Origin of the sequence: Amycolatopsis sp. CA-126428 (assembly GCF_002904335.1) — a bacterium.
In the GTDB taxonomy this organism is placed as follows: Bacteria; Actinomycetota; Actinomycetes; order Mycobacteriales; family Pseudonocardiaceae; genus Amycolatopsis.
Map to the genome: position 1 here is coordinate 1 of NZ_PPHF01000098.1, position 24,757 is coordinate 24,757.

Below are 24,757 nucleotides of genomic sequence, written 5' to 3' on the forward strand. Positions count from 1 at the left end.
CCACCATCACCGGCACCGGAGAACTCGGCGCGATACGCCTGCTCAACGCCCACATAGGCGGACAAGCTGTCCTGCTAGTGTCCAAGCTGGACAACAGCACAGGGCCGCTCCTGCAACTGCTTGAGGCGCAGATCACCGCGGCGCTGTACCCGCCAACGGCCGTGTGCCCGGCCGGTCGACAGAGCATAAGCCGCCGTGACTGCCCTGACAGCCACCGCACCATCACCGCCCACGGGCTGACCTACCCCAGCTTGCGTAAAACCTCGTGGCGTCAATGGCTGCATCTGCTGGTCCACCACACCCCCACCTACAGCCCCCAGCCCTTTCAGCAACTCGCCGCGACCGAGCGCGCCGCCGGCCACGACAACAACGCCCGCGAAGTACTGATCACCCAGCAACACGACCTCCGCCGCCGCAACCCTGAAGCTCTGGGCAACCGACTCGCACGCGCGCGACATGCAATCTGGGGGTGGCTCGGCCGCTACGGCTACCGCGCCCAGCGCATCGTTACTGCTCTCGCCGTCGTCCTCACCCTCGCCGCCGCACTCAGCCTGCTCGCCGGGCACGTCACCACCCACCCCGGCCACCACGCCGCCGAACGCGTCCCACCCACCACCGCCAAACCCACCGATCCCGGCACACCCTGCTCACCCGTCGAACTCATCGGCCTCGGCATCGACCGCGGACTCCCCCTCGGCACCACCGGCATCCGCGCCCACTGCGACCTCGACACCACCACCGGCTGGGGCCAAACCTTCACCGCCACACTCTGGGTACTCCAAGCCCTCCTCTGGGGCCTGGCCACCCTCGCCATCGCCGCCTACACCGGCCTCGTCCGCAAACCCACCTGACCACCGCGATGCAAGGTGCGACCCCGTCTCGCCGCTGACCAGCGAAACATTCGCTCCCTGGTCAGCGCTCTGCGCGGCCTGCAGGAAGAGATCATTCTACAAGAATTCGTGCGCTCCTCAGCTCTGATTCGAGCGGCAGAAGGTCCGGCCTATCTCGGTATAGCTTTCGAAAACATTCCGTGGCGATTTCGATCGCTCGCGTTCGAAATTGCTCGAGCTCCTTTGCGGATGGCTCTTTGCCGCCGTGGACCAGGCGACTTCGCTTTTCGTATAGGGTTACGAGGTTCCTGCGAAAATCAATTCGGCCGTCCGGATCCTCAGGCCCCAGCAGCTTCGCGATTGAACCAGTAACCCGGAAACTTGTCTCAGTCTTCGCACCAAACATGTTCTCCCATGCAATTACTGCATCGACAAAAGCATCGGACGGATCAGCGCGTAATGTGGTGGCCGACAGTAGTCGACGGAGCCCGACATCGAGTGATGAGTGATGTTTGCCTACTATCATTTCGTGCCATTTCCTCAGTTCTTCAACATGAGACGCCACAAGTTCATGCGAGGGAATGCCAGGCCTAATGCTACTCCAGGTCTGCACACCGCCTGCAACCAAAGGGTTAGTCGTGAACCTGGCAACGTCGTTTACGAGCAGAGGCTCGTGCGACGGGGAGCCGAGTAAGAGTGCTGCGCGCAGCATGTCGAAAGAACGCTGAAAAGATCGTCGGGACTCGTCGATTTTCGACTGATGCTTTGTGAAGACAGCTGAAAAGTCAGCGAGTGGCAGCGCAGCGTCGCCGATGTGGATAATCTGCACTGGGAAGCTCGTTTCGTAAACTGCAGACAAATTTTCCACATTTGGCGGCAGAATTTTTCTGTCGATGGGTCGAGGTGCTCGTAAGATTCCGTCAGCGACGGGGAATGTTAGCGAATTGGAGATTCGAAGGCCGCTGATACCGACTAGAGTAGGCATCTTTACGGTCCTCCCCTTTGCGAGTAACCTTGTTGCCTCGACGGTTTCTCTGGCCTTATCGCTCATTGTGCGCCATGTCAGTGACCCGTTGCTGATGAGTGCCCGAGAGGCCGCATGGCTGAGCATAAAGCCAGCAAGTGTGGAAGGTTGCAGACTTCCACCACGTCCTGTTGAGTCGAAAATAACGCTGTCCGCACTGTGGGCGGCATCGAGATGTGCGAACGAGCGACCGGTGCGGTCTATACCTGGGAATAGTTTGACTAGCTCGCCATCCGACGCAATTACTTCACAGAGCTTTGCCATCTCTGCGTGTTGATAAATTCCCGGAAGGACGGCGGGAAAGATATTTGGAGGCGTGGCAATTGGCAGCGAAATAAGGTAGATCGGCCAAACGTCACGAGCAATAGTCAGCAGGTGCTTCAGAACTGGATCTTCGACAGCCTCGACTTCGCACGAGGAACCTCCGGCGAGAATTCGAAGGTGATTGACTACAGAAGTGGCATGGGTTTGATCGTAGCCGCTTAGGGTTGAGATGATTTGAAATGCGGCAATCTCATAACTTGCTTCGACGGGAGGTGAGCCAGCTAGTCCCGATAGGAAATTAAGAACCTGTCCGCGACTGCCGCCGCTCATGTCGGAAGTTTCGAGCGATTCACTATTATCGATGGCTAGGACATATCGCAAGAACTCTTCGCCGTAGACTCGCGTTAATGGATGCATGGTTGCACAGTGTTACCGATCGTGGTCCGCTACGCCAGCGGGTGAGCTCACCTGGCCTCAGGAGGGATACAGGTGACTGAAACACCGGCGTTCGCGCCCGCTACGACCTCGACCCCGCCACCGGCTGGGGCCAAACCGTCATCCTCTCCGTACTCCAGGCGCTCCTCTGCGCGGCCTGACCACCTTCGCCATCGCTTAACCGACGATCGTCAGCAAGCTCACCTGGCAACTGCCATAACTCAACCGAGAGGCGACCACTACGGCCATTTCTAAGCGATTTTGATCAGTCCCATCCGGTCCGCCATGCCGCGGACTTCGCGAGCCACACCTTCGCGACGAGCGCGAGCAAGCATCGTCGAGATGATCTCTCGGACGAACGGGTTCGTTCGGGTCCGGATGTGTCCCAGCTTCTCGGCCCGGACCAGCAAGGCGAGCACCTCTTCGTCGGGGCGGCGGATGCCGTAGAGCGCGCGAGCGCGCTCTACCAGGAAGGTCGTACGGCGCGAGTCGATAGTCAACTCGGCCGGGTCAACGGTCGCGGCCAGGCGCGCGGCTTCGGAATGGTCTCCGCGTTCGAGGGCTGATGAGATGCGCCAGAGCACGACGTTGGCCGGGCTGAAGAGCAGGAAGTTCCGGTTGCCGTACTCGACGTGCTCGGCCAGGCCTGCGGCTTCGTCGAGCGCTGCGGTTGCGTCGCCGCCCAGGACCGATTCCGTGTAGCCGGTGGTGAGGGTCAGCGCGCCGCGGACGTCGTACGCGTCGGCCGGCACATAGTCCAGGGCGCGTTCGGCGAGCTTCGACGCTCGCTTGTGCGCGCCGAGGCCGGAGAGGGCCTGTGTGCGTGCGAACTCGGCGAGGGCGATCCAGCCGGGTTCGCCGAGCCGCTGTGCTGCCTCGTGGCCGCGGTCGGCGGCGATCCAGGCCAGCTCGAACGCGCCGAGGCCCTTCGTGAGCAGGGCCGTGGTGTGGGTGGCGGTGACGAGCGAGCGGAGCGCGTCCGGCTTGTCGACGTGGGTGTGCAGGGCCAGCAGCAGCTCGGGGAGCCGGGCGCCGACCTCGGCGTCCTGGTTCGCCTGTCGCAGGGCTGCGACCAGCTGCGTTTCGGACAGCAGCTGTGCTAGGTCGCCGATCGGCGGTTCGGTGCCGTCGAGGTCGGTGCTCAGCAGGGCGTCGCGGATTGCGGGGATGGCGGAGTCGGCCTGCGGGTCGCGGATCTCCAGCCCGTCGCCGGTTATGTCGGAGAGGCTGACGCGGAGCGCGCCGGCGATCGCAACCAGGGTTGAGCGCTTGTCGATCGCCGTGCGTTCGTTCTCGATCTTGGACAGGTAGCCCTTCGACAGGCCGGACAGGCCGGCGAGCTGTTCGAGGGACAGGCCACGCCAACGGCGAAGCCGGCGGATCGTGATGCCGATCGAGTCCATGCGCCTCAGAGTACAGACTTGGGTTTCCCAGCAGGAAACGTTTGTGACCTGCACCTTTGTACGGTCACTAACTATGCGTGATCGACGACGTACGCGACAGAGCACCGAGGGTGTGGACCAGCTCGGCGGTCCGGCACACGTCGAGGTCGAGGTACGGGATGACGACCGGATCGCGCTGACCAGCTCGACGCCTCCCGGCGAACCGATCCTGTTCAGCGCCGAGTCGGCCGCGCAGCTGCGTAACCAGCTGGGTGACGCGTTGACCGTCTCGCTGCGCGACGCTCGCACAGCTCGGGGGTGCAAGGCGCCATGACCGGGGAGCACTTCGACGACCGGCCGACGTTCTGGTGTGGTGCGTCGCTGTTCAACTCGGGTGGTCAGCGGCTCAACGAGATCGACCTCGATACCTACCGGCATCCGACGACGCTCGCGGAGATGACCGATGCCGACTGGGAGCAAGCTGCCGCCGCTCTCCGGGCGTTCGAGGTCGAGCGAGGGCTCCGATGACCGCATTGGACGACAGGCCGATGACCGGCGCCGACTCGCTACGGGACTTCTGGGAGTGGCACGAGTTCACCGGCGGCGACGGGTGGGCTCACCTGTATCTGCACTCGGAGATGGCCAACCCGCGGCTCGTCATGCTGCTGCCCTGGTGCTTGACCGACGTCCGCTTCCCGCTGGAACACGACCGGCCCAGCATCAGCCGCCGCCGCATCATCCCCGAGGCCCGGCCGGGTGTGTCCCGTCTGCGCGGCCCAGAACGGGCACCGGCGAATCGGGGTGCCGCGTGCACGCTCGTGACCGCGTGTTGCTTGCCGCGCTCTCGAAGGTCAACTCCACGATCGGGCGCGTGACGGTCGAGCTGCTGACCCTCCAGGCGGACGACGCGGCTTACGCCGCCGGTCTGCGCACCCTCGGCCGCCAACTCGTCCATGTCGGCGTTGCCCTCACCCGCCGCGCCGGCGAACTCGACGGCACCGAACTCGATCCATCTGCCCTGGTCAGCGCACCTGAACCAGACGCCAACGACGGAACGGAGCGGTCTGAACCGTGACCGAAGCTGCCCTGCGACCAGCCGTCATCGCCCTGGCCGGCGGCCTGCGCGAGGCCCGAACTCAGCGCGGCATCGGCCTGCGCCGACTCGCCGACATGGTCGACCTGCACTACGCCGCGCTGTCGAGTTACGAACTTGCCCAACGCACGCCACCAGGCACAACCGTCGCACGCATCCTCGGCGTTCTGCGCTCGCCAACCGAGGTGTGCGACCAGCTGATCGACCTTGCCGACCGGGCCCACGACCGCGACTTCATCGACCACACCGGGCACAACGAGCACCTCCTCCGCACCGCCTACGAACAGCGCTCCACCCGCGTGACGGAGTGGTCACCTTCGCTCATCCCCGAGACGCTGCAAACCGCCGAGTACGCCCGCGCGCTGCGCGACACCGGCTTACTCGCCCTCGAAGCCGCCGACGTGGGTTGCCTGCTCCGCACCGCACGTCAGCTCGCCCTAACTGACAAGACCGGCCCGCAGAACACGTTCCTGATCGGCGAGGCCACCACACGCCCCGACGCCTGTACCCCTGACGTCCTCCGCAACCAGCTTGACCAGCTGCGCACCTGGACCAGGAGGCCGCGGATCACCGTGCGCATCGTTCCCACCGCCAACTGCCCGCCCGGCCTGGTCGAACCGTTCACCCTCTACGAACACCGCGCCGGCGCCCTCGCCGTCGCGCTGCGCCGCCACCACGGCGCCGTCTACTCCACCCACCAAGCCGCCTTGACGACCTACGAGAAAGCCGCACGAGCACTACGACGCCACGCCGCCGAGAACGCGTGGCCCTAAGCCCCCGGCCGGCGCGTCCTGCTTCCCCCCGAGCGGCGCGCCGGCCGGGCCTCACGCCCCCGATTCGCCGAGCACACGTTCCTGCCGAAGCTCTAGCCTGGCCAAGGCACCCCGATTGAGGAGTCTGATGACATCGACGAAGGCTTTCACGACGGAGCGGACACAAGCTGTCTTCGAGGCAGCGTGCACCTTCGCCGGGCTGGACGCGACCGACGCGAAGCGCGTCCGGTTCGGGGAGAACGCCATCTACCGCCTGGCCGACGGCTCCGCCGTGGTACGCGTCGGCCGCTCCATCCCGGCCGCCACGAAGGAAGTGCTCGTCGCCGGGTGGCTTGCCGAGAACCAGTTCCCCGCCGCGACGGTGCTCGAAGGCAACGAACAGCCCTTCGTCGAGGACGGGCTACCCGTCACGTTCTGGAACTGCCTGGAAGAGGACGACACACCGATCACTCCGGCCGAGTTCGGAAAGCTGCTGCACGACCTGCACGCGCTCTCCCATCCGACGGACTTCCGCCTGCCGACGTTCTCCCCGATGCCGAAGGTCGAGCCGCGTCTTCAAGCCCTGAAAGGCAAGCTGTCCGAGGCTGACCTCGACTTCCTGCGTGAGCGGTATGAGGAACTCTCCGAGAAGTTCCTAGAGCTTGAGTTCCCGCTGCCCGCCGGCCCTGTGCACGGCGACGCGCACCCAGGGAACGTCATGCGCTCCCCCGACGGGACGCTGAACCTGATCGACTTCGAGGACTTCGCCTACGGACCGCGCGAGTGGGACGCCGCCGTGCTCTCCGTCCGCCACCAGGCGTTCGGCTGGGCTTCCGAAGCCGAGTACGACTCGTACACGGCGGCCTATGGCTTCGATCCGATCGACTGGCCGGGCTTCCCCGTGCTCAGGGCAACACGAGAGCTGAACATGACCATGTGGCTCTCGCAGACCGTCGACGAGTCCGCCGAGGTCAAAGCCGAGGTCGAGAAGCGGATCAGCGACCTACGCGACGACCAGGCGCCCCGACACTGGAAGGTCTTCTGACGGCAGGTGGATGTTGGCGAAGTCGAGAAATTCCTTCACCAACGGGTCGCCGGCATGACCGCCCAGTCGTCCGCGGAAGTCGTCGAGATACGAGATCACCCGGAACGACTTCAGCTTCGCCGCGGTCTCGACGACCGACCTCGCCACGTCCAACGCCTCTTCGAGGTTCCCGCCTTGCAGGTGGGACGTGGCCAGCACGGTCCGGCAGAACGAGAGGCTGCGGACGTAAGTCGACTCCGAAGCCGCGATCGACGCGGCCGCGTGGTGGTTCGCCAACTCGGCGTTTCCGATGTCGCGGAAGCAGTGCGCGAACTCGGCGTGTAGCTCGGCCTCGTCGAAGTAGTGGATCCATTCGGGGTCGTTTTCCCGGATGCCCTGGCAGTGCCACCGTTCAGCCGTGAGCAGCGCGGCCGTGACGTCCTCCGCCCTGCCGAGCGACGCAAGCGCCCTGGCTTCCATCGCGTGGAACAGCGCCATCGTGGTCGGGGTGGCGTAGCCGTTCGCGCCCTTGTACGCGGCTCGCGCCAGGTCGACCGCCCGCTGGAAGTGCCCGAGGAAGTTCGCCTGGTGCGACATGCCCGCCAGGATTCGACCACACAGCGCCTTGTCGCCGGCCGCCTTCGCCAGGCGGAACGCCTGCGTCAGGTACCGCTGCGCGAGGCCGTGCGCGCCCGTGTCGTAGGCCGTCCAGCCGGCGAGCCGCGTCAGGGCAGCGACCTCCCGGAAGTACTCCCGTCCGATTGGGTCCTGCGGGGACACGTGCCTGATGTTCGGCAAGATCTCCTGGTCGAGGAACGAGGCGACGAGCGACTTCGGCCGGCCGCCGCCGTACTTGTAGTCGAAGCTGCTGAACATCGCGGTTGCTTCGCGAACCGCCTCGACGTCCACGACGGTGATCGAGCGCGGCTCGGTCGGCGGCCGCGATCCTTCCTCGTCGGAGTCGGTCAGCCACCGGATGAGCAGGCCGCTCCAAGCCTCCGGCACGACGGCGAGCGGGCCGACCCGCTTCGGTGTCCGCAGCTCGAGTTCGGTGATCGCGCCCAGCGCGACCAGGCTGTGAGCGATCTCCTCCGGGTACTCCAGGCCTACGTCATCCGACGTGGTCTCGGCCGCTGTGCCGAAGCCGATCTCTTCGAGGCCGACGGGCCGGCCCAGCAATTCGCCAAGGACCCCGGCGATCAGCTGGCAGGTGCGCGGGTGCGGCTTCGTGCCGTCGAGCCAGCGCTTGACCGACACGTGGTCCGCGCTGACCAGCTCGCCGCCGTCTCTCTGGCTGCGTTCGCGCACCCGGCGGGCGAACCCCTTGTTAGTCGCCCCCACCTGTCGCATAACCGCAGCTAGAAGTGCGTTCGGCTGCTTCCCCTTGTCGACCACCGGTACCTCCGCAGGTCATTAAAGCACCCCCCGTGCACCCCCCACGTGCAAAAACGCACCCCCGCGTGCACACTGCTGCACCCCCGCCCCCGCGCGGTTTCCTGAGTTCATCAGCGACAACGCCGGATCGAAAACCCCGATCCGGACCGGCCAACAGGCCCGTCGCAGAACGAAAGGAGACCGTGATGGCGAAGAACAACTTCCCGGTTATGAAGAGCGGGGGCGGCCTGGTCGGCAAGGCGATCGGCCTGGTCGTCGGGCTCGCGATCGTCGTGCTGATCGTCAAGTACCCGGCCGACTCGGCGAGCTGGGCCAGCGGAGCCGCACACGGCATCGGCGCGGTGATCGACGGCGTCGTGCAGTTCCTCCGCGCCCTGTTCGGCTAGTTCTCCCCCAGCTTCCGCTCGATCTCGCCGAGACGCTTCCTGATCTCGGCAATGGCCTGCCAGACCCGCTCGTCCCCCGAGGCCTCAGGACGAATTGCGGAGTCGCCTTCGGCCGGCTGGGTACGAACGAACGAGCCCTTGCCGTGCCGGATCACCACCAGGCCCTCTTCCCTGAGGTGGGCAACCGCGCTCTTGGCCGTGTTCACCGCCACCCCCCAGGAATCGGCCAGTTCCTGGTAGGTCGGCAGCTGCGCCCCGGGGGCGTACTCCCCCGAGAGGATCGCGGCCCGGAGACCGCCGGCTACTTGCAAGAACGGCGCACGCGGGTCGTCCGGGTTCAGGGATGCCATACCACCAGCGTAGGCCAAGTCAGTTGGCTAAGTCAGTTCTCCCATGTCAGTTGACAGAGTTAATAGACAGGACTTACGTTGGGTTCCGGCCGACACCGGCCGCTCCCGAGCGGGAGACCTACAAGTCGTTGGAGTTCACACCAATGGATGACCTCATCCCTTTGCCCAGCTACGCCCCGGACGGACTGACCGAGTCGGACATCGACGCGATGATCGCCGAGTACTTCGTGACGGCTCACGACCAGGAAACGGCGAGCACCAGCCTGGCGCCGAGCCCGGACCGGGCCGCCACGCTCGACACGTCCGGCGCATCAGCCGCCAGACCATCAACTCGGCTCTCCGGGGCCGGTCGGACAGCCCCGGCGCGGCTGCTTAAAGCCGCCCCGGCCCGGCGCACGGAACCGCCAAGAACCACCCGCCGGACCGGGCTTCTCCCAACCACTTCCAAGCCAGTCAGGAGAACACCCATGGTAGGGCTCGACACGCCCACGAACACCCGGAGCGCGTACCCGTCTTCGGTCACCGACCTGCTGCCCCGCGTCCGTGAGTTCGCCGCGGACCTGGGCGAGTGCCCGTCCCGGAACCGGATCATGAGCGAGTTCAAGGTGGGTGCCCCGAAGGCCCGCGCCATCCTCGCCGCGCTGAACGAGGAGGCCGACACCAAGCCCGTGCGGAAGCTGCACGCGGTGACGGAACCCGCCGAGGTCGAGGACCTGGACCAAGAGTTCGAGGTTCCGGAAGAACCGGCCTCGGGTGACGCGAAGCCACAGGTCAACGTCACCGCAGACCCGGGCGCGCGGCCGGAGAGGGTGCGGCGGATCAAGCTGTGGCCGGTGCTCCTCCTGGCCCTGCCGGCGTTCGTCGCCGTCTGGAGCGGTTGGGTCGGTCTCGGCAGGCTGACCGGGTTCGGTCCGATCCAGCTCCTGCCGGGCATCTGGGATCACCTGACGATCAACTCGGCAATCACGCTCCCGATCGGGGTCGAGACCTACGCAGCATTCGCCCTACGGGTCTGGCTGTCTCCGGCGACCCGGACCCAGCGGGTTCGCAGCTTCGCGAAGTGGTCGGCCCTGGGCTCGCTCGTCCTCGGGATGGTCGGCCAGGTCGCCTATCACCTGATGTCCGCGGCGGACGTCGAACGCGCTCCCTGGCCGGTCACCACGCTCGTGTCCTGCCTCCCGGTGGTCGTCCTCGGCTGCGGCGCTGCCCTCGCACACCTCGTACGCGACACCACCGACCAGGAGGTGAACGACTGATGAGCACCACCAACGAACCGAACGGCGGCCGCGTGATCGCGTTTCCCGGCACGGCTGCCGGGGAGGCCGACCCGTTCGTCATCGACGCCGAGCTCGGTGACGAGGCCGCGGAGCGGTCGCCGGCTGTCCCGGTGGACCGCCCGGTCACGGATGGCTCGTCGTGGCTGGACCGCCTCCGCTCGCAAAACCGCCAGGCGATCGTCCCCAGCTACCTCAAGTCGACGGCCGACGCGAAGGACGCCGCGAAATGGGTGGGGAAGCACTACGCGCACAAGGCCGGCTACCACGCGGCCCGGTCACCGCTCTACGCGCTTCGGCTCGCGGTGCGCTCCCCTCGGGGCCTTCTCCTCCTGCTGGCAGCAACCGGCCGGTACGTGACCGACGCCGAAGGGCGTCCGGCCCGTTCGGAGACGGCTACGGCGGATAAGGCCATCTGTACCTGAAGCTATCGCAGCAGCGGGACCGGCGAGTCGTGCTCCGGCTGATTCAGCTCGGTCTCGTGTCGACGGTCGGCCTGGTCCTGGTGTTCACGCTGCCGAATGTCCTGCCGGAGTGGGTGATCTGGGCCTGCGGCGCCATCGCGGTAGGACTGCTCGGAAAGCTCGGGTCCACCCGGGACAACCCGGTGGTGTCGTCTCGCGCCGTCCTGTCCACTCAGGTCCAGAAGCTGACGAGTGACAACGTCGTTCAGGCGCTGTCGGTGCTCGGCATCGCGGGCATCAACCAGGCCCTTGCCAAGAACCCGAACGCGATCGGGTTCACGGCGCCGATCACTCGCGACGGGCCGGGTTGGCGCGCCGACGTCGACCTTCCGCCGGGCGTCACGGTGTCCGAAGTGGTCGAGCGGCGCGCGAAGCTCGCGTCCGGCCTTGGCCGTCCCCTCGGCTGCGTCTGGCCGGAGGGCAACGCCGAGGTTCACCCCGGGCGGATGGTCCTGTGGGTCGGCGATCAGGACCTGTCCAAGTCGCGACAGGCCGCCTGGCCGCTGCGGAAGCCCGGCACCGTGGACCTGTTCAAGCCGCAACCGTTCGGCACCGACCAGCGCGGCCGGTGGGTGGACATCACCCTGATGTTCATCTCGATGGTCATCGGCGCGATCCCGCGGATGGGCAAGACGTTCACGCTGCGAGAGCTGCTGCTGATCGCCGCGCTGGACCCGCGGGCCGAGCTGCACTCGTTCGATCTCAAGGGAACCGGCGACCTTTCGCCGCTGGCGCCGGTGTCGCACCGGTACCGCGCCGGTGACGAGCCGGAGGACATCGCCTACGCCGTTGCCGACCTGCGGGCGCTCGCCGACGAGCTGCGGCGCCGAGCGAAGGTGATCCGCGAGTTGCCGAAGGACCTGTGCCCGGAGAACAAGGTCACGCCGGAACTGGCCGGTAAGAAGTCCCTCGGCCTGCACCCGATCGTGATCGGCGTCGACGAGTGCCAGAAGTGGTTCGAGCACCCGGAGTACGGCGCGGAGATCGAGGAGGTCTGCACCGACCTCGTGAAGCGCGGCCCGGCACTGGGCATCGTGATCATCCTGGCGACGCAGCGGCCGGACGCGAAGAGCATCCCGACCGCGATCAGCGACAACGCGGTGATGCGGTTCTGCCTCAAGGTCACCGGCCAGCAGGCCAACGACATGGTGCTCGGCACCTCGTCGTATCGCAACGGCATCCGGGCCACGACGTTGTCCTTTCGGGACAAGGGCATCGGGTACCTGGCCGGCGAAGGCGACGAGCCACGCATCACCCGCGGCGTGTACATCGACGGCCCGGACGCGGAGAAGCTCGCGGCCCGCGCACGAACAGCACGACTGGCGGCCGGACGGCTGACTGGCTACGCCGCTGGCCTCGACCTCGCGCCAGAAGAGGACGAGAACACGAGCACCCTGCTCGCCGACGTGCTGACCGCGATCGGCGACGCCGAAAAGGCATGGTCGGAATGCATCGTCGACCGGCTCGCCGAGCTGCGGCCGGCGGTCTACGGCCCGTGGGCCGAGCTACCGACCGGCGCGGCGAAGGCAACCCAGCTCTCCACCGCGTTGAAGCCGCTCGGGATCACCACAAAGCAGGTGTGGGGCAACGACGCCGACACCGGCAAGGGCGCCAACCGGATGGGCGTCAAGCGCGAATGGATCGCCGACGCATTGACCGAGCGTGACCAGAACCGCAAGAGCGGCTAGCTCGCGCAGGGCTCTAGGTCTAGAGCCTCGTCCCTCTAGACCTAGAGCCCTCCCTAGACCACCACAACACCGCTGATCAGCGCCCTAGTACCTAGAGGCGCGGGCCGAGTGCGGCCAAAAACAGCCCCGGAGGCTCCGTTGAACCCCCTCAGCAACCCGACCGTCCTGCTCCTGCTCGTTCTCACAATCGTCACTCTCGGCTACTCATGGTCGTGCGCGGTCTACCCCTACAAGCCGTGCCGCTCCTGCCGGGGCTTCGGCAAATTCCGCTCGCCACTGCTCCGCGCGATCCGGCTCTGCCGCCGGTGCGACGGCACCGGTCGCACGCTCCGCGCCGGCCGCCGCGCCTACAACTCCTGCCTCCGCGCCCGCCGGTCGTACCGCGATCTCCGTGACCGCGACCGCCGCGACAACAGCCGCTGACGCGCAGCTCAACCGAAAGGCCACCCCATGAAGACCACATTGCTCGACCCCGAGCGTCAGTTCCTGGGCTGCGTGATGCAGGTCCGGCTGACAGGGGCCCGTCGGCTGCTCGCCGGCATGCGCGCCGACGACTTCGGCTCGCCGATCGCCGCCCACGTCCTCCAGCTGGTCATCGAACTGACCGGCGCGGGCCACGCACCGACCCCGATGGCCGTGATGGACCACGCCCGCGAGAGGACGAAGACGGAACCGCGGTCCGGCGGCGCGCACCGCCTGCACAGCCTCGGCCTCTGGATCGTCGAGACCTACACCGACGGCCCGATCCTCCCGCCGCCGTACTACGGCGCCTGGCTGAAAGCCGTCGTGCTCAAGAACGCCTACCGCCGCGCCGTCCGGGAGCACGCGGCCCGCCTGGTGCAGGCCGTCGAAGACGACTCGCCGACAGACATCCTCCGCCACCAGCTCGACGACACCGAGCGCATTGACGACCTGTGGCGGCGCTACTGCGAGGCCGGAGGCGACGACGAACCGACGGCACGTCTGGAGGTGGCCGCCTGATGTCCGGATTCGACGACACCTTGTCCGTGATCGACTTCGTGATCTCCGATGAGCCGGCGCCGAACTGCCAGCAGTGCGGCCGCCCCCGCGGTGACTCACCGTCCGGCGACTTCTGCTCGGAGAACTGCCAGCGCGTCTGGCGCGGCCGCCACATCGCGCCCCAACCGGTGGAGGACGGCGGCGCCCAGCCGAGCGAGTCGCTGCCAGAGACTGCGCCGGTCGTCCCGCTCGCGTGGCTCGGGCCGACCCCGGCCGGGGCGTTCGCGAAGCCGGGTCACGAGGTCCTCGACGCGGTCGTGACGTTCGTGTCGCGCTTCTCCGCCTTCGCCAACCAGCACGCCGCTCCGACGCTCGCCCTCTGGTACGCCCACACCCACGTCGCAGAACGGCTCTACGTCACACCGCGCCTCATCCTCGACTCGGCCGAGCCGGGAAGCGGCAAGACGCGTGTGCTGGAGGTCGCGCAGTATCTCGTGGCCAAGCCGGAGATGACGATCAGCATCACCCCGGCCGCGATCTTCCGGATGCTCGCCGACGGACCGATGACGCTGCTGTTCGACGAGATCGACGCAGTCTTCAATCCGAAGACCGGCGGGAACAACGAAGACCTCCGCGCCCTGCTCAACGCCGGCTACAAGCGGTCGGCGACGGTGACGCGGTGCGTCGGGGACGCCAAGAGCATGAACGTGACCCGGTTCCCGGTCTACGCGCCGGTCGCGCTCGCCGGAATCGCCGGCGGCATGCCGGACACGATCACCACCCGGGCGATCACCGTGCACATGCGCAAGCGCCGGTTCGACGAGGCAGTAGAGGAGTTCATCGAAGAGGACGTCGAGCGCGAGTCCGCGCCGGTGCGCGCCGAACTGGCGGAGTGGGTCGGCCGGGTCGGCGACGAAGTGAGCCGCGCGCGGCCGGAACGCCCGGACGGCGTGCGGGACCGGGCAGCCGAGATCTGGCGCCCACTGCTCGCGATCGCGGACGCGGCCGGCGGCCATTGGCCGGAGACAGCGCGGAAGGCGTGTCGTCACTTTGTGCTCGAAGCGACCGCGCAACCGGCATCGATCGGCGTGCGGCTGCTGGCCGACGTCCGGCAGATCTTCGCGGCGGAGAACACCGACCGGATGGTCACCGCCGAGCTGATCCGGGAGCTGCACGCCATCGAAGACGGGCCGTGGACCGACGTCCAGGGCAAGCCCCTGGACAGTCGCCGTCTCGCGAAGGAACTCGACCGGTACCTGGTCCGGCCGAAGGACCTCAAGGTCAGCGGTAAGACGCTCAAGGGTTACCGCATCGACGGCGACGGCGGGCTCGCTGACGCCTGGAGCCGCTATCTCCCGCCACCCGAATCCGGCGCGACCTCCGCGACCAGCGCAACCCCGCAGGTCAAGGACACATCGAGGGTCGCGGAGCCGCCCCGCTCGTCCGCGACCTCCGCAACCCGGGTCGCGGACGGTCGCGGCACACAGCAGCCGCTCGCACCCATGTTGACCAGCCCGGTCGCGGAGGTCGCGGATGTCGCGGCCGCCAAGCCCGACCACGACGACGAGGGGGATCGATGAACGCCGCACCCTTGCCGGTCGCTGTGCCCGAACGGCACCTGTACCGGATCACCGAAGCGATGCGCCTGCTGTCGATGAGCCGCTCGGTCATCTACGAGCAGTTGCGCTCGGGGCGCCTGCGCTCGGTCAAGCAGGGACGCGCCCGGCTCGTGCCGGCCGTCGCCATCCAGGAATACGTCCAGTTGCTCATGAACGAAGCGGGGGTCAGCTATGGCGAGTCGGCGTAGTCGCGGCGACGGCGGCCTTTTCTGGGAAGAGTCGCGTCAGCGCTGGCGCGCAGAGGCCACCGTTGGGTACCGGCCCGACGGGACTCGGATCGTGCGCAAGGCGCGAGGCAAGACGAAGACCGAGGCGAAGGACAAGCTGCGCGAAATGCTGCGAGAGATCGAGGAGGGCACGCCGGCCGAAGCCCGAAACTTCACGGTCGCCGACGCCGTGACGGACTGGCTGGCCTACGGCCTGCCACGGCGAAGCACGAGCACGGTCGAGAAGCTGACCATCCTGGCGACAAAGCATGTGATCGGGAAACTCGGGGCGCGAAAGCTCCGTGAGCTGAGCGCGGATGACGTCGACCGGTGGCTGGCCGAGCGGTCACAGGTCCTGTCGACGCGGACACTGCGCGAGGTTCGCTCGATCCTGCTGCGGGCGATCTCTCGCGCCCAAGCTCGGGAGAAGGTGAAGCGGAACGTAGTTCTGCTGTGCGAGGTACCTGAAGGACGTCCGGGCCGTCCGTCGAAGTCGCTCACGTTCGAGCAGGCGGAAGCAGTGCTCGCGGCGGCCGAGCGGACACAGCTCCGCGCGTACATCGTGCTGTCGCTGCTGACCGGCGCCCGCACCGAGGAGCTGAGGGCGCTTACGTGGGAGAACGTCGACCTGATCGGGCGGCCGAGCGACGTCCCGCCGATCCCGCCGCACGTGCGGGTGTGGCGATCGGTCCGGGACAACGGCGACACGAAGACGCGCAAGTCCCGTCGCTCGCTTGCACTGCCCGCGCGTTGTCGGGAAGCGCTGCGGGTGCAGCAGGTCAAGCAGGATTTCGCGCGACGAGTGGCCGGCGACCGTTGGACGGAATCCGGACTGGTGTTCGCCTCCGACGTCGGTACCGAGCTGGACGCGGCCAACGTCCGACGGGCGTTTCGGAAGGTGGTTGCGAAGGCGGGGCTGCATGCAGTCGACTGGACGCCCCGTGAGCTGCGGCACAGCTTCGCGTCGCTGCTCTCGGACAGCGGGGTCAGGATCGAGGACATCTCGCGCCTGATGGGCCACGACGGCACGGCCGTGACGGAACTTGTCTACCGGCACCAGCTCCGGCCGGTCATCGAGGAGGGCACTACCGCGATGGACAAGCTGTTTGGCACGCCCGACGACGACCGAGCGGCATAGTCGCCCACTTAGTCGCCCAGGTAGCAAAAAGGCTGGTTTGCGATACTCGCAAACCAGCCTTTTTGCTGCGTGGGCCTACCAGGACTTGAACCTGGGACCTCTTCGTTATCAGCGAAGCGCTCTAACCGCCTGAGCTATAGGCCCTCGAACGAGGAGAACTTTACAGGACCCCCGAGGGGGCCCTGCAACCGGGTCACTCCCGTTCGGACAGGGTTACCTCGAGGCCGCCCGCGAGGTCTGCCGAGACGTTGTAGATGAACGCGCTCACCGTTGCCAAGGCCGAGACCAGGACGATGTTGATCGCGCCCAGGATGGCCGCGATGCCGAACACTCGGCCGGCGCTGATCAGGGGTTCGGCTGATGCGTTCGCGCCCTCGCCGCCGACCAGGGATGAATATGTGCCGTTCAGCTTGTCCCAGACGCCCATGCCGTCGAGGACCGTGTACAGCACTCCGACTGCCACCAGCCAGACGAAGAACATCGCTACGCCCAGGACCAGGGACAGCTTCAGCACCGACCACGGGTCGAACCGCTTCACCTGCAGTGATGCCCGGCGCGGGCCGCGGCCGGGGCGACGCAGCGCGCTCGGACGGGCTCGCTGGGTCGATGCTGGGGGGACCTCGCCGCCGGCGGGTGGGGTGTCGCCTGAGCCGCCGCCGAAGAGGCGGGGGGCTGCGCTGCCCGTCACCACCTGACGCTCGGGGGTGACGGGCTGCGTTGCCGCGGCCGGGGGCGGTGCCTCGTCCGTGGCCAGCTTGACCGTCGCTTCGGCGTCGCCTTCCTTGTCGACCCGCTGCCAAGGTGGGCTGGCCGGCGTTCCGTTCGAACCCGCTGCCTCGGGATTCTCGGTCGGTGTCACGAAGAGTCAGTCCTTACCCGTGCCGTGGGGCGCTGTCCGTAGTTGTGAACTTACTGCTCCGACGGCGCCGTCGTCTCGTCACCCGCTTCGGGCGCTTCGGGAGCTTCACCATTGGCGACGTCCGAGGGCTCGTCCGCGTTGCGTGCGACCGCGAGAAGAGTGGTGCCTTCGCCGAGATTCATCAGCCGGACCCCCTTCGTCTGCCGCCCTGCCTTGCGGACATCGCCTGCCGGTGTGCGGATCACGCCGCCGCTCGAGGTGATCGCGTACAGCTCATCCTCGGCGTCGACGATGAGCGCACCCACCAGCCTGCCACGTTTGCGGTCGTGCTGAATGGTGAGCACGCCCTTGCCGCCGCGGCCCTGGACCGGGTAGTCCTCGATCGGCGTGCGCTTGGAGTACCCGCCGTCGGTCGCGACCAGGAGGAACTTGCCCTCCTTGACCACGCTGACGCCGAGCAGCTCGTCACCGTCGTTGAACCGCATGCCCATCACGCCGGACGTCGGGCGGCCCATCGGCCGCAGCGCCTCGTCCGTCGCGTGGAAGCGGATGGACTGGCCCTCGGCCGACACCAGGAGCAGGTCGTCCTCGGCCGCCGCGAGCACCGCGCCGACCAGCTCGTCGCCTTCGCGGAGGTTGATGGCGATGAGGCCGCCGGAGCGGTTGGAGTCGAAGTCGGTGAGCTTGGTCTTCTTGACCAGGCCGCGCTTGGTGGCGAGCACCAGGTACGGCGCGACCTCGTAGTTCTTGATCTGGATGACCTGGGCGATCTGCTCGTCCGGCTGGAACGCCATCAGGTTCGCCACGTGCTGGCCGCGCGCGTTGCGGTTGGCCTCGGGCAGGTCGTACGTCTTGGTCCGGTAGACGCGGCCCTTGTTCGTGAAGAACAGGATCCAGTCGTGCGTCGAGCAGACGAAGAAGTGCTGGACGATGTCGTCCTGCTTCAGCGTCGCGCCCTGCACGCCCTTGCCGCCGCGCTTCTGCGAGCGGTACAGATCCGTTTTCGTCCGCTTGGCGTACCCCGTGCGGGTGATGGTGACGACGACGTCCTCGACCGCGATGAGTTCCTCGTCGGTGACTTCGCCGCTGAAGCCGATGATCTTCGTCCGCCGGTCGTCGCCGTACTTGTCGACGATCGCCATCAGCTCGTCGCGGATGATCGCGCGCTGGCGTTCCGGCTTCTCGAGGATGTCCTTGAGGTCGGCGATCTCCAGCTCGATCTCGGCCAGCTGGTCGATGATCCGCTGGCGCTCCAGGGCGGCGAGGCGCCGCAGCTGCATGTCGAGGATCGCGGTGGCCTGGATCTCGTCGACGTCCAGCAGCTCCATCAGGGCCGGCCGCGCCTCGTCCGCGGACGGCGACCGCCGGATCAGCGCGATGACCTCGTCGAGCATGTCGAGCGCCTTGACGTACCCACGCAGGATGTGGGCCCGCTCCTCGGCCTTCTTGAGGCGGAAGCGGGTCCGCCGGACGATGACCTCGACCTGGTGCTTCACGTAGTGCCGGATGATCTGGTCGAGCCGCAGCGTGCGCGGCACGCCGTCGACCAGGGCCAGCATGTTGACGCCGAAGTTCTGCTGCAGCTGGGTGTGCTTGTAGAGGTTGTTCAGCACGACCTTCGCGACCGCGTCCCGCTTGATCGTGACGACGATCCGCATGCCGGAGCGGCTGTTGGACTCGTCGGCGATGTCGGAGATGCCGGTGAGCTTGCCGTCGCGGACCAGGTTCGCGATGTTCTCGACCAGGTTGTCCGGGTTGACCTGGTAGGGCAGCTCGGACACGACCAGGATCGTGCGGCCCTTCGCGTCCTCCTCGACTTCGACGACCGCGCGCATCCGGACCGAGCCGCGGCCGGTGCGGTAGGCGTCCTCGATGCCGGAGGTGCCGAGGATCATCGCCTTGGTCGGGAAGTCCGGGCCCTTGATCCGGACCAGCAGCGCGGCGAGCAGCTCGTCGTCGGTCGCTTCCGGGTTCTCGAGCGCCCAGACGACGCCCTCGGAGACCTCGCGCAGGTTGTGCGGCGGGATGTTCGTCGCCATCCCGACCGCGATCCCGGAACCGCCGTTGACCAGCAGGTTCGGGAAGCGCGACGGCAGGACGTCGGGCTCCTGCGTCCGGCCGTCGTAGTTGTCGGAGAAGTCGACGGTGTCTTCTTCGATGTCGGCCAGCATCTGCATGGCCAGCGGCGCGAGCCGGGACTCGGTGTACCGCATGGCGGCCGCGGGGTCGTTGCCCGGCGAGCCGAAGTTGCCCTGGCCGTCGATCAGCGGGTAGCGCATCGACCACGGCTGGGCCAGCCGCACCAGCGCGTCGTAGATCGCCGAGTCACCGTGCGGGTGGTAGTTGCCCATGACGTCGCCGACGACGCGCGAGCACTTGTTGTACCCGCGGTCCGGCCGGAAGCCGGAGTCGAACATCGAGTACAGGACCCGCCGGTGCACCGGCTTGAGCCCGTCCCGGACGTCCGGCAGCGCGCGCGACACGATGACGCTCATCGCGTAGTCGATGTAGGAGCGCTGCATCTCCTGCTGGATGTCGACCGGTTCGATCCGGTCGTGGTCCGGAGCCGGCGGCAGAGTTTCCGTCATGAGGTCCTTCTCGGGTGCGGGGGCCTAGCGGGGGCGAAGAACGAGGAAGACGCCTACACGTCCAAGAAGCGCACGTCCTTGGCGTTGCGCGTGATGAACGAGCGGCGGGCTTCGACGTCCTCGCCCATCAGGACCGAGAACAGCTCGTCGGCCTGGGCGGCGTCGTCGAGGGTGACCTGGCCCAGCAGCCGGTTGGCCGGGTCCATCGTGGTCTCCCACAGCTCTTCGGCGTTCATCTCGCCGAGACCCTTGTAGCGCTGGATCGCGTCGTCCTTCGGGAGCCGCTTGCCGGCCTCGACACCCGCCTGGATGACGGCGTCGCGCTCGCGGTCGGAGTACGCGTACTCCGGCTCGGCCCGCGGCCACTTGATCTTGTACAGCGGCGGCCGCGACAGGAAGACGTGGCCGTGCTCGATCAGCGGCGTCATGAACCGGAACAGCAGGGTGAGCAGCAGCGTGGTGATGTGCTGGCCGTCGACGTCGGCGTCGGCCATCAGCACGATCTTGTGGTAGCGCAGCTTGGTGAGGTCGAACTCGTCGTGGATGCCGGTGCCCAGGGCGGTGATCAGCGACTGGACCTCGGTGTTCTTGAGGACGCGGTCGATGCGGGCCTTCTCGACGTTGATGATCTTGCCGCGGATCGGCAGGATCGCCTGGTACATCGAGTCCCGGCCCTCCTTGGCCGAGCCGCCGGCCGAGTCACCCTCGACGATGTAGAGCTCGCACTCCTCCGGCTTGGTGGAGCGGCAGTCCTTCAGCTTGCCGGGCAGGCCGCCGATGTCGAGCGCGCCCTTGCGGCGGACCAGGTCACGCGCCTTACGGGCGGCCATCCGGGCCTGCGCCGAGGAGATCGACTTGTTGATGATCGTCTTCGCCTCGGTGGGGTTGCGCTCGAACCAGTCCGCCAGCCACTCGTTCGACGTCTGCTGCACGAACGTCTTGGCCTCGCTGTTGCCCAGCTTGGTCTTGGTCTGGCCCTCGAACTGCGGCTCGGACAGCTTGATCGAGACGATCGCGGCGAGGCCCTCGCGCACGTCGTCACCGGTCAGGTTGGTGTCCTTCTCCTTGAGCAGCTTCTTGTCGCGCGCGTAGGTGTTGACGACGCGGGTCAGCGCGGCGCGGAAGCCCTCTTCGTGGGTGCCGCCCTCGTGGGTGTTGATCGTGTTGGCGAAGGTGTAGACCGACGGCGTGAAGCCGTTGTTCCACTGCATCGCGACCTCGACCTCGAGGCCGGGGCCCTTCGCTTCGAAGGAGATCACGCTGGAGTGGATCGGGTCCTTGCTGCCGTTGATGTGCTTGACGAAGTCCTCGAGCCCGCCCGGGTAGCAGTAGGTCTTCTCCTTGACCCGCGCGACCTTGCCCTCGGCGTCCGCCTCGGTCTCCTCGTCGGCGACGCGCTCGTCGCGCAGGGACAGCGTCAGTCCCTTGTTGAGGAACGCCATCTCCTGGAGCCGGCGCGAGATGGTCTCGAAGTTGTACGTCGTCGTCTCGAAGATGTTGCTGTCGGCCCAGAAGGTGATCGTGGTGCCGGTCTCGGACGCCGGGCCCAGGTCCTCCAGCTCGCCGGGGATCTGGTCGGTGTACACCTGGCGCCAGCTGCGGCCGCCGTACTTGACCTCGGCGAGCAGCTTCGTCGACAGCGCGTTCACCACGGAGACGCCGACGCCGTGCAGGCCGCCGGACACCGCGTAGGAGTCGCTGTCGAACTTGCCGCCCGCGTGGAGCACGGTGAGCACGACCTCGAGGGTCGGCTTCTTCTCCTTGGGGTGCATGTCGACCGGGATGCCGCGGCCGTCGTCGACGACGCGGACGCCGCCGTCGGCGAGGAGGGTAACCTCGACCTTGGTGGCGTACCCGGCCATCGCTTCGTCGACGGAGTTGTCGACGACCTCCTGGACGAGGTGGTGCAGCCCGCGTTCACCGGTGGAACCGATGTACATGCCGGGGCGCTTGCGGACCGCTTCGAGGCCTTCGAGCACCGTGATCGACGACGCGTTGTACTCGCTCTTGTTCTCGGTCACCGGCGTTGTTTCTCCTCGTCTCGCCCGAGCGGACGCTCGCTCTCCTCCAGTGTACTTGGCCGCGTCTGCTGACATGCGGCAAGGACACCCCTGAACGCGTCACAGACGGACGAAATCGGTTCGAGCCGAGTCTTGACGTAGCTCGGGAGGTCTGGATGCGTTCTCGGGGCATTCAACCGAGCATCGCGCAACCGGGGTCAGCCGTACGTGTCACGAGGGCCGCGACCCGGCACGTGACGGGGCCCTTTCCGCCAGCTCGGGGCGGTCGGGCCCTGGATCCGCATCCGCTTGACGACGCCGTTGCCGACCCCCGCGGCGATCTTGTGCAGCAGCTTTCCCTGCAGCAACCGCAGCTGGGTGGCCCACGCCGTCGAGCTGGCGCGGACGGTGAGCTCGCCGTCCTTGAGCGCGACCGGCTGCGCGTGCTCGGCGACGTCTTCGCCGACCAGCCGCGCCCACTGCGCGAAGACGCGGGCGCTGGTGACGCTCTCGTTCCAGCCGCGGTCGCTCATCAGCCGGGAGACGAGCCGGCCGAGCGGTTGCGGGTCGCGCGCGTCCGCACCCGGGCCCGACCAGCGGCGACGCCGGGGGCTCTGCCCACCGCCGGTGGCGGGGCGGCGCCGGCCGGGCGAGGTACCGCGCTCCTTGGCTTTGGCCTTCGCGGCCTCCAGCGCGGCGTGCGCGAGATCGCGGCCCGTCATCGGCGGCTCGTTCGGCCCAGCGGCGGCATCACGCTCCGTGCCCGAAGCTGGCTTGGAGTTCGGCGGAGGTCCGTCGCCGGGCGGTTTGCGCCACCCATCTGGCCGCATGGTCACGCGGGGCGATAACTCGTTCACCGTGTTATCCACACTGTCCACAGGTTTGTCCCCAGATCGGGTGCGCTTTGTGCCGCCCGTCACCCGGGGTGCTCGATCGCCGTGCTCAGCCACGCGTGATCTCACCATCCGCCACCACGAACCGGGTGCCGGCCAGCTCCCCGGGCACGTCTTCGTCGACCGCGGCGGTCACCAGCACCTGTTCGGCGCTCGCGGCCACCTCGGCCAGCCGGGCGCGGCGCTTGCGGTCCAGCTCGGCGAACACGTCGTCGAGCAGCAGCACCGGCTCGCCCGCCTCCGCGCGCAGCAGCTCGTAGCTGCCGAGCCGCAGCGCCAGCGCGAACGACCACGACTCGCCGTGGCTCGCGTAGCCCTTCGCCGGTGCCTCGCCCAGGATCAGCTCCAGCTCGTCCCGGTGCGGGCCGACCAGGCTGATCCCGCGCTCGAGCTCCGCTTTGCGGGCTTCGCCCAACGCCTTGAGTAAGACGTCCTTCAGGACCTCGGGTTGCGCCCGTTCGCCATCCGGTACGCCGTACGTTTCCGGCAGGGTGGCCCCCAGCGACGACCGGTAGGTGATCTTCGCCGGCCGCGAGTCGGGCGCGACCCCCATGTACGCCGAAGCCGCGTGCGGCGCGAGGTCGGCGACGAGGTTCAGGCGCGCGGTGAGCAGCTCCGCGCCCGCCACCGCCAGGTGGTCGTCCCAGACCTCGAGCGTCGACAGCGCGTACGGGTCTTCGCGGCCCGTACGTCGTTTCCCGGCCGTCTTGAGCAGGGCGTTCCGCTGCTTCAGCACCTTCTCGTAGTCCGCCCGGACGCCGGCGTACCGCGGCGCGCGCAGCACCAGGAGCTCGTCGAGGAACCGGCGCCGCTCACCCGGGTCACCCCGCACGAGCGCGAGGTCCTCCGGGGAGAACAGCACCGTGCGCAGGATCCCGAGCACGTCACGCGGACGGCCGACCGCACCGCGGTTGACCCGCGCGCGGTTCGCCCGGCCGGCGGTGATCTCGAGCTCGACGGTCAGCTCGCGGTCGTCGTTGACCACCGCGACCCGCACCAGCGCGCGCTCGCAGCCGTGCCGGATCAGCGGTGCGTCCGTCGCGACGCGGTGCGAGCCCAGCGTCGCGACGTACCCGATCGCTTCCAGCAGGTTGGTCTTGCCGCGACCGTTCTGGCCGACCAGCACGGTCGGCCCCGGTTCGAGCGCGAGATCGGCCTGCGGCCAGGAGCGGAAGTCGGTGACCTGGAGGTGCCGCAGATACACTGTGTCCTCTTTCGGGGGGCCGCCCTTACCCGCCGACCTTCTTCACCGCGTGCCCACCGAACTGGTTGCGCAGCGCGGCGACCGCGCGCATCGCGGCCGAGTGCTCCTGCCGCGAGGCGAACCGCGCGAACAGCGCGGCCGAGATGACCGGCGCCGGCACCGCGTTGTTGATCGCCTCTTCCAGCGTCCAGCGGCCTTCGCCCGAGTCCTCGACGTAGCCCTCGAGGTCGTCCAGCTCCGGGTCCTCGTCGAGCGCGCGCACGAGCAGGTCGAGCAGCCAGGACCGGACGACCGTGCCGCGCTGCCAGCCCTTGATCACGGCGGGCACGTCCTTGACGACCTTCGCGGCCTCGAGCAGCTCGAAGCCTTCCGCGAAGGCCTGCATCATGCCGTACTCGATGCCGTTGTGGATCATCTTCGCGTAGTGGCCCGCGCCGACGTCGCCGGCGTGCGAGAAGCCTTCCTCGCGCGGGCCTTCCGGGCGCAGGGCGTCGAAGATCGGCATGGCCTTCTCGACGTCGGCCGCGGTGCCGCCGACCATCAGGCCGTAGCCGTTGTCCTTGCCCCACACGCCACCGGAGACACCGCAGTCGACGTAGCCGATGTTCTTCGCGGCCAGCAGATCGGCGTTCAGCTTGTCGTCGGTGTACTTCGAGTTGCCGCCGTCGATCACCATGTCGCCCTCGGCGAGCAGGTTGCTCAGCTCGGTGACGGTCTGGCGAGTCGGGTCGCCGGCCGGGACCATGATCCAGACGATCCGCGGGGCGTCCAGTTTGGACACCAGGTCCTCGAGCGACGTCGTGTCGGTGACGTCCGGGTTGCGGTCGTAGCCAACCACTTCGTGACCGGCCGCGCGCAGCCGCTCACGCATGTTGAAGCCCATCTTGCCCAGGCCGATCAGACCGAGCTGAACCATGAGATCCCCTTAC

At 67.6% G+C, this 24,757-nt stretch carries 25 protein-coding genes, 1 tRNA gene and 1 pseudogene; 16 read left to right on the forward strand and 11 right to left on the reverse strand.

Annotation, left to right across the window (positions count from 1 at the left end; genetic code table 11):
* A pseudogene (locus tag C2L58_RS25645) lies at positions 1-851 on the forward strand (hypothetical protein); the annotation flags it as partial.
* A 91-nt stretch (positions 852-942) separates the two neighbouring features.
* Here C2L58_RS25645 and C2L58_RS48775 read toward each other — a convergent pair.
* Together C2L58_RS48775 and C2L58_RS25650 are read right to left on the reverse strand one after the other, a co-directional pair.
* Positions 943-2,448, reverse strand: coding sequence for a HEPN domain-containing protein (locus tag C2L58_RS48775; RefSeq protein ID WP_146073675.1), 1,506 nt, complete (start codon positions 2,446-2,448; stop codon positions 943-945).
* A 356-nt stretch (positions 2,449-2,804) separates the two neighbouring features.
* Positions 2,805-3,956 carry a helix-turn-helix domain-containing protein gene (locus C2L58_RS25650; RefSeq protein ID WP_103340176.1) on the reverse strand — a complete coding sequence of 384 codons (1,152 nt, stop codon included), beginning with the start codon at positions 3,954-3,956 and terminating at the stop codon, positions 2,805-2,807.
* Between the two features lie 73 nt (positions 3,957-4,029).
* Here C2L58_RS25650 and C2L58_RS25655 point away from each other — a divergent pair, with 73 nt between their 5' ends.
* The 6 genes from C2L58_RS25655 to C2L58_RS25680 all read left to right on the forward strand — a co-directional run bounded on the left by C2L58_RS25655 (position 4,030) and on the right by C2L58_RS25680 (position 6,825).
* Complete coding sequence (locus tag C2L58_RS25655; RefSeq protein ID WP_146073676.1) at positions 4,030-4,269, forward strand: hypothetical protein; 240 nt, start codon at positions 4,030-4,032, stop codon at positions 4,267-4,269.
* Positions 4,266-4,463, forward strand: a complete 198-nt coding sequence (locus tag C2L58_RS25660; protein ID WP_103340180.1) for a hypothetical protein — start codon at positions 4,266-4,268, stop codon at positions 4,461-4,463. The genes C2L58_RS25655 and C2L58_RS25660 overlap by 4 nt, the downstream gene beginning before the upstream one ends.
* On the forward strand, positions 4,460-4,810 hold the full coding sequence (locus C2L58_RS25665; RefSeq protein WP_233225926.1) for a hypothetical protein: 351 nt from the start codon (positions 4,460-4,462) through the stop codon (positions 4,808-4,810). Before C2L58_RS25660 ends, C2L58_RS25665 begins: the two co-directional genes overlap by 4 nt.
* Positions 4,807-5,010: a hypothetical protein gene (locus C2L58_RS25670; protein ID WP_233225927.1), complete on the forward strand. Its 204-nt coding sequence runs from the start codon at positions 4,807-4,809 to the stop codon at positions 5,008-5,010. The genes C2L58_RS25665 and C2L58_RS25670 overlap by 4 nt, the downstream gene beginning before the upstream one ends.
* Positions 5,007-5,801: a helix-turn-helix domain-containing protein gene (locus C2L58_RS25675; RefSeq protein WP_103340183.1), complete on the forward strand. Its 795-nt coding sequence runs from the start codon at positions 5,007-5,009 to the stop codon at positions 5,799-5,801. The genes C2L58_RS25670 and C2L58_RS25675 overlap by 4 nt, the downstream gene beginning before the upstream one ends.
* A gap of 127 nt (positions 5,802-5,928) precedes the next feature.
* Positions 5,929-6,825, forward strand: coding sequence for a phosphotransferase enzyme family protein (locus tag C2L58_RS25680; RefSeq protein ID WP_103340184.1), 897 nt, complete (start codon positions 5,929-5,931; stop codon positions 6,823-6,825).
* Here the strand turns inward: C2L58_RS25680 and C2L58_RS25685 are convergent.
* The gene (locus C2L58_RS25685) at positions 6,784-8,154 is read right to left on the reverse strand and encodes a hypothetical protein (RefSeq protein WP_233225928.1); all 1,371 of its coding nucleotides are present in this window, start codon (positions 8,152-8,154) and stop codon (positions 6,784-6,786) included. The two genes, C2L58_RS25680 and C2L58_RS25685, sit on opposite strands and share 42 nt — an antisense overlap.
* Before the next feature lie 230 nt (positions 8,155-8,384).
* On the opposite strand from C2L58_RS25685, the gene C2L58_RS25690 reads away from it, so the two are divergent.
* A complete protein-coding gene (locus C2L58_RS25690; protein ID WP_103340188.1) occupies positions 8,385-8,585 on the forward strand; it encodes a hypothetical protein in 201 nt (66 codons plus the stop codon).
* Here C2L58_RS25690 and C2L58_RS25695 read toward each other — a convergent pair.
* Complete coding sequence (locus C2L58_RS25695) at positions 8,582-8,935, reverse strand: GntR family transcriptional regulator (protein WP_013230497.1); 354 nt, start codon at positions 8,933-8,935, stop codon at positions 8,582-8,584. The genes C2L58_RS25690 and C2L58_RS25695 overlap by 4 nt on opposite strands.
* A 467-nt stretch (positions 8,936-9,402) precedes the next feature.
* Here C2L58_RS25695 and C2L58_RS25705 point away from each other — a divergent pair, with 467 nt between their 5' ends.
* From C2L58_RS25705 to C2L58_RS25735, 8 genes are all read left to right on the forward strand, one after another.
* Positions 9,403-10,191 carry an ABC transporter permease gene (locus C2L58_RS25705; RefSeq protein ID WP_103340190.1) on the forward strand — a complete coding sequence of 263 codons (789 nt, stop codon included), beginning with the start codon at positions 9,403-9,405 and terminating at the stop codon, positions 10,189-10,191.
* Positions 10,191-10,634: a hypothetical protein gene (locus tag C2L58_RS50665; protein WP_233225929.1), complete on the forward strand. Its 444-nt coding sequence runs from the start codon at positions 10,191-10,193 to the stop codon at positions 10,632-10,634. Before C2L58_RS25705 ends, C2L58_RS50665 begins: the two co-directional genes overlap by 1 nt.
* A gap of 29 nt (positions 10,635-10,663) precedes the next feature.
* The gene (locus C2L58_RS25710; protein WP_233225930.1) at positions 10,664-12,361 is read left to right on the forward strand and encodes an FtsK/SpoIIIE domain-containing protein; all 1,698 of its coding nucleotides are present in this window, start codon (positions 10,664-10,666) and stop codon (positions 12,359-12,361) included.
* A gap of 138 nt (positions 12,362-12,499) precedes the next feature.
* A complete protein-coding gene (locus C2L58_RS25715; RefSeq protein WP_199191436.1) occupies positions 12,500-12,784 on the forward strand; it encodes a hypothetical protein in 285 nt (94 codons plus the stop codon).
* A gap of 27 nt (positions 12,785-12,811) precedes the next feature.
* Complete coding sequence (locus tag C2L58_RS25720; protein WP_103340192.1) at positions 12,812-13,342, forward strand: hypothetical protein; 531 nt, start codon at positions 12,812-12,814, stop codon at positions 13,340-13,342.
* Complete coding sequence (locus C2L58_RS25725) at positions 13,342-14,901, forward strand: DUF3631 domain-containing protein (RefSeq protein ID WP_103340194.1); 1,560 nt, start codon at positions 13,342-13,344, stop codon at positions 14,899-14,901. The genes C2L58_RS25720 and C2L58_RS25725 overlap by 1 nt, the downstream gene beginning before the upstream one ends.
* Positions 14,898-15,128 (forward strand): helix-turn-helix domain-containing protein, encoded by a 231-nt coding sequence (locus tag C2L58_RS25730; RefSeq protein WP_233225931.1) that lies wholly within the window; start codon positions 14,898-14,900, stop codon positions 15,126-15,128. The genes C2L58_RS25725 and C2L58_RS25730 overlap by 4 nt, the downstream gene beginning before the upstream one ends.
* Complete coding sequence (locus C2L58_RS25735; RefSeq protein WP_103340196.1) at positions 15,112-16,284, forward strand: site-specific integrase; 1,173 nt, start codon at positions 15,112-15,114, stop codon at positions 16,282-16,284. The genes C2L58_RS25730 and C2L58_RS25735 overlap by 17 nt, the downstream gene beginning before the upstream one ends.
* A 70-nt stretch (positions 16,285-16,354) precedes the next feature.
* On the opposite strand, the gene C2L58_RS25740 is transcribed toward C2L58_RS25735, so the two are convergent.
* The 7 genes from C2L58_RS25740 to gnd all read right to left on the reverse strand — a co-directional run bounded on the left by C2L58_RS25740 (position 16,355) and on the right by gnd (position 24,744).
* Positions 16,355-16,428: transfer RNA gene (locus tag C2L58_RS25740), tRNA-Ile, on the reverse strand.
* Positions 16,429-16,477: 49 nt separating this feature from the next.
* The gene (locus C2L58_RS25745) at positions 16,478-17,143 is read right to left on the reverse strand and encodes a DUF3566 domain-containing protein (RefSeq protein WP_103340197.1); all 666 of its coding nucleotides are present in this window, start codon (positions 17,141-17,143) and stop codon (positions 16,478-16,480) included.
* Positions 17,144-17,193: 50 nt separating this feature from the next.
* Complete coding sequence (gene gyrA, locus C2L58_RS25750; RefSeq protein WP_103340199.1) at positions 17,194-19,731, reverse strand: DNA gyrase subunit A; 2,538 nt, start codon at positions 19,729-19,731, stop codon at positions 17,194-17,196.
* Positions 19,732-19,784: 53 nt separating this feature from the next.
* On the reverse strand, positions 19,785-21,752 hold the full coding sequence (gyrB, locus tag C2L58_RS25755) for a DNA topoisomerase (ATP-hydrolyzing) subunit B (RefSeq protein WP_103340200.1): 1,968 nt from the start codon (positions 21,750-21,752) through the stop codon (positions 19,785-19,787).
* Between the two features lie 197 nt (positions 21,753-21,949).
* Positions 21,950-22,453, reverse strand: coding sequence for a DciA family protein (locus C2L58_RS25760; RefSeq protein WP_103340202.1), 504 nt, complete (start codon positions 22,451-22,453; stop codon positions 21,950-21,952).
* A 220-nt stretch (positions 22,454-22,673) separates the two neighbouring features.
* Positions 22,674-23,828 (reverse strand): DNA replication/repair protein RecF, encoded by a 1,155-nt coding sequence (recF, locus tag C2L58_RS25765; RefSeq protein ID WP_103340203.1) that lies wholly within the window; start codon positions 23,826-23,828, stop codon positions 22,674-22,676.
* Positions 23,829-23,853: 25 nt separating this feature from the next.
* The gene (gene gnd / locus C2L58_RS25770) at positions 23,854-24,744 is read right to left on the reverse strand and encodes a phosphogluconate dehydrogenase (NAD(+)-dependent, decarboxylating) (protein WP_103340205.1); all 891 of its coding nucleotides are present in this window, start codon (positions 24,742-24,744) and stop codon (positions 23,854-23,856) included.
* Positions 24,745-24,757: the final 13 nt, after the last annotated feature.

Bases quoted from the DNA above. Each gene is read 5' to 3' on its own strand.
- C2L58_RS25690 (WP_103340188.1), top strand. From the start codon at position 8,385: ATGGCGAAGAACAACTTCCCGGTTATGAAGAGCGGGGGCGGCCTGGTC.
- C2L58_RS25735 (WP_103340196.1), top strand. From the start codon at position 15,112: ATGGCGAGTCGGCGTAGTCGCGGCGACGGCGGCCTTTTCTGGGAAGAG.
- C2L58_RS25720 (WP_103340192.1), top strand. From the start codon at position 12,812: ATGAAGACCACATTGCTCGACCCCGAGCGTCAGTTCCTGGGCTGCGTG.
- gnd (WP_103340205.1), bottom strand. From the start codon at position 24,744: ATGGTTCAGCTCGGTCTGATCGGCCTGGGCAAGATGGGCTTCAACATG.
- C2L58_RS50665 (WP_233225929.1), top strand. From the start codon at position 10,191: ATGAGCACCACCAACGAACCGAACGGCGGCCGCGTGATCGCGTTTCCC.
- C2L58_RS25650 (WP_103340176.1), bottom strand. From the start codon at position 3,956: ATGGACTCGATCGGCATCACGATCCGCCGGCTTCGCCGTTGGCGTGGC.
- C2L58_RS25660 (WP_103340180.1), top strand. From the start codon at position 4,266: ATGACCGGGGAGCACTTCGACGACCGGCCGACGTTCTGGTGTGGTGCG.
- C2L58_RS25695 (WP_013230497.1), bottom strand. From the start codon at position 8,935: ATGGCATCCCTGAACCCGGACGACCCGCGTGCGCCGTTCTTGCAAGTA.
- C2L58_RS25760 (WP_103340202.1), bottom strand. From the start codon at position 22,453: ATGACGGGCCGCGATCTCGCGCACGCCGCGCTGGAGGCCGCGAAGGCC.
- C2L58_RS25680 (WP_103340184.1), top strand. From the start codon at position 5,929: ATGACATCGACGAAGGCTTTCACGACGGAGCGGACACAAGCTGTCTTC.
- C2L58_RS25685 (WP_233225928.1), bottom strand. From the start codon at position 8,154: ATGCGACAGGTGGGGGCGACTAACAAGGGGTTCGCCCGCCGGGTGCGC.
- C2L58_RS25725 (WP_103340194.1), top strand. From the start codon at position 13,342: ATGTCCGGATTCGACGACACCTTGTCCGTGATCGACTTCGTGATCTCC.
- gyrA (WP_103340199.1), bottom strand. From the start codon at position 19,731: ATGACGGAAACTCTGCCGCCGGCTCCGGACCACGACCGGATCGAACCG.
- C2L58_RS48775 (WP_146073675.1), bottom strand. From the start codon at position 2,448: ATGAGCGGCGGCAGTCGCGGACAGGTTCTTAATTTCCTATCGGGACTA.
- C2L58_RS25655 (WP_146073676.1), top strand. From the start codon at position 4,030: ATGCGTGATCGACGACGTACGCGACAGAGCACCGAGGGTGTGGACCAG.
- C2L58_RS25705 (WP_103340190.1), top strand. From the start codon at position 9,403: ATGGTAGGGCTCGACACGCCCACGAACACCCGGAGCGCGTACCCGTCT.
- C2L58_RS25730 (WP_233225931.1), top strand. From the start codon at position 14,898: ATGAACGCCGCACCCTTGCCGGTCGCTGTGCCCGAACGGCACCTGTAC.
- C2L58_RS25665 (WP_233225926.1), top strand. From the start codon at position 4,460: ATGACCGCATTGGACGACAGGCCGATGACCGGCGCCGACTCGCTACGG.